The organism is Methylobacterium goesingense, assembly GCF_022179225.1.
Classification (GTDB): domain Bacteria; phylum Pseudomonadota; class Alphaproteobacteria; order Rhizobiales; family Beijerinckiaceae; genus Methylobacterium; species Methylobacterium goesingense.
Map to the genome: position 1 here is coordinate 1 of NZ_BPQL01000099.1, position 3,172 is coordinate 3,172.

A 3,172-nucleotide genomic window follows, 5' to 3' on the forward strand; every position below is an offset into this window, starting at 1 on the left:
TTCTGATGCAGGCCGGTGGGAGTCAGAAGACGGTAAACCGCAAAATCAGTTCGCTGTCCTCCATGTGGCGATGGCTGCGGAAGCGCGGTTTCGTAGAGGACAACCCTTGGCAGGGCCAAGGAAGCTTCATCAGCGCTGGCAGGCAGGAGCGTCCAAAACGGGCCTATGAGGCCCAGGAATTGGTCAAGCTTTTCAGTGCCGATCCGAGGGCGGCTGTCGGCTCGCGGTACGGTCTCGTGCTGTTCGATCTCATGCGGTTGGGCCTTCTTACAGGCTGTAGGATCGGAGAACTCTGCCAGCTTCGGGTCGAGGACGTGATCGTGTCACAGCAGGCATTCCGCATCCCCCAGGGGAAGACCGAGAACGCTCGGCGCATTATGCCGGTGCACCATATGGGCTGGCCAATAATCCAACGCCTGATTGCAAGCTCCTCAGATGGCTGGGTGTTCTCAGGTCTGACGCCTGCGGGACCTGATGGGAAGAGAAGCTGGATCGTTGTGAAGCGGTACGCCACGTTCCGGCAAGAAGTTCTGGGGCAAAGCGGAGCGGTGGACTTCCACAGCTTCAGACGCTCGTTCGCGACCTACCTTGAGCGTGCCTCAACGCATTCCATGGCTGTCAACAGCAGCGTCATTGCCGAGCTTATGGGGCACGTGAAGCCGACGCTCGCCTTGGCCGTGTATTCTTCAGGACTTGTGCCTTCGCAGCTACGCGCGGCTATCGACGCTCTGGACCACGTCATCGAGTCCGAAGTGATGCAGCTTCTCGAAGGCAAGCACCTCGGAGCGTGAACACCACCCTTTCACGCTGGACGATTCTTCGGCGGCGCTGGAAAGGTGGCATCGTTGACGAGCCACTCTCGCAGCTTGGTCCAGCGACGCTTCGTGTTGCCACTTCTGACAGCCATGCCGATGGCTTTGCGCTGCCCAATCAGCACGACAAGCTGCTTGCCCCGCGTCACCCCCGTGTACAGCAGGTTCCTAGCCAGCATGTTGTAGTGCTGCGTGACGATTGGGATCACTACGGCTGGGTACTCCGAGCCCTGGCTCTTGTGGATCGTCGTTGCAAAGGCAGGCACGAGCGTATCGAGTTCACCGAACGGGTAGATCACCTCGCGCCCGTCGAAGGTGACGAGCACCGCTCCTTCCTCCTCATCGATGCCGGTCACCATGCCAAGGTCACCGTTGAAGACCTCGCGATCGTAGTCGTTCTGCGTCTCCATCACCCGGTCACCCGATGCGAAGCGCCAGCCGAAGCGCTCGACCTGCGCGGGCGGGTTCGGGTTCAGCACGCGTTGGAGTTCATGGTTCAGGTTGCGTGAGCCCAGCGAGCCCCGCAGCATGGGGGTCAGCACCTGCACATCTCGTACGGGATCAAGGCCGAAGGTGCGTGGGATGCGATTGGTGATCACCTCGATCAGCTTGGCGACGCCGACCTCCGGATCGTCGATTTCGATGAGGTAGAAGTCCGCTTCCTCACCGGGGCGGGGCCTCTCCGGCATCTGCCCTTGGTTGATCCTATGGGCATTGACGATGATCCGGCTCTCAGCCGCTTGCCGGAAGACCTCTGTTAGCCGTGCCACCGGTATGCGGCCGGAGGCGATCACGTCCGCCAGGACCTGCCCTGGGCCGACCGAGGGTAGCTGATCCACATCGCCTACGAGCAGAAGCCCAGCGCGCTCCGGCACTGCCTTCAGCAGCGCGTTCATTAACGGCACGTCCACCATCGAGGTCTCATCGATGACAAGGAGATCGCAATCGAGCGGGTTCTCCTCGTTGCGCGAGAAGCCGCCGTGCTTCGGATCGATCTCCAGCAGTCGGTGGATGGTTTTCGCCTCCAGACCCGTCTGCTCCGTCATGCGCTTGGCGGCACGCCCCGTGGGGGCTGCAAGCAGCACCTGCACGCCCTTTGCCCTGAGGATGCGCAGCACGGAGTCGAGCGTGCTGGTCTTACCGACGCCAGGACCGCCCGTGATCACGCAAAGCTTGGAGGCCAGCATCAGCCGCACGGCCTCGATCTGCGAGGGCGAAAGCGTCTTGCCGGTCTTCCCCTCCACCCAGGGCCGGGCCTTGTCGAGGTCGATCTCTGGCCACGGCGGCGAAAGTGAAGCTCGGTCGATCAGGCGCTCGGCAATCATCCGCTCGGAGGAGTGCAGCCCCTTGAGGAAGATGCAGGTCTCACCATCCACCGTGTCGGCTACCACGTCCTCGCCGCGTAGCTCCAGGGCAATGGCGATGCGGATCAAGTCGGGCTCGACCTCCAGCAGCTTTTGGGCGAGCACGGCAAGGCGCTCGGTGGGCAAGCCGCAATGCCCTTCATCCATGGCAGTCTGGAGCGCGAACGAGACACCCGCCCGCAGTCGCTGCGGGGCTTCCTTCTCCAACCCAAGCTTCATCGCGATGGCATCGGCCGTCCTGAAGCCGATGCCGCGAATGTCACGCGCCAGACGGTACGGGTCCTCGGTCATGACCTTGATCGATTCCTGACCATAGGTCTTGAAGATGCGCACCGCGCGCGCCGTGCCGACGCCATGAGCGTGGAGGAAGATCATGATCTCCCGAACCGCCTTCTGCTCGGCCCAGCCTTCCGCGATGCGCTCAGCACGCTTCGGGCCGATGCCTCCGATCTCCTTCAGGCGGTCAGGCTCGGCCTCAATGATCTCGAAGGTGTTCTCGCCGAACAGCGCCACGATGCGCTTGGCCATAGCCGGACCAATCCCCCGCATGTAGCCAGAGGCGAGGTACTTCTCGATGCCTTCAATCCCGGTCGGCGGCGTCGCCTTAAGCGTCTCGGCCTTAAACTGAAGTCCGTGTTGCCGGTCGGAGAACCAGACGCCGGTCGCCGTGATCCACTCGCCTGCGCCGATGGCTGGAGCGTGTCCGATCACCGGAACAAGGTCGCGCTGGCCCCGCGCCTGCACCTTAAGGACGCAGAAGCCCGTCTCCGAATTGTGGAAGGTGACGCGTTCCACCGTCCCCGCGAGTGTCTCGACGGGCGTGCCGCGCTCGAACTGCTTGGTCCCCGCCCTGGGGTTCATCTCATGGTCCCGGTTCACGCGCACGAGCGCGCGCCCGGCGAGGATTATCTCCTCAGATACCTATGTACTCGCGGGTGAAAATGCTCGTACTCCGATCCACTGCGACGCGTACATCGCCACCGGCCTGCATCAGAA

Annotated in this window: 2 protein-coding genes; one reads left to right on the forward strand and one right to left on the reverse strand. The window is 62.6% G+C overall.

Going from position 1 to position 3,172, the window contains the following annotated elements; genetic code table 11:
• Positions 1-791: tyrosine-type recombinase/integrase (locus MFF30_RS17375; protein WP_238280733.1), on the forward strand; the 791-nt coding region annotated here is incomplete at its 5' end.
• An 11-nt stretch (positions 792-802) separates the two neighbouring features.
• Here MFF30_RS17375 and recD2 read toward each other — a convergent pair.
• Positions 803-3,037, reverse strand: coding sequence for an SF1B family DNA helicase RecD2 (recD2, locus tag MFF30_RS17380; RefSeq protein ID WP_238280734.1), 2,235 nt, complete (start codon positions 3,035-3,037; stop codon positions 803-805).
• Positions 3,038-3,172: the final 135 nt, after the last annotated feature.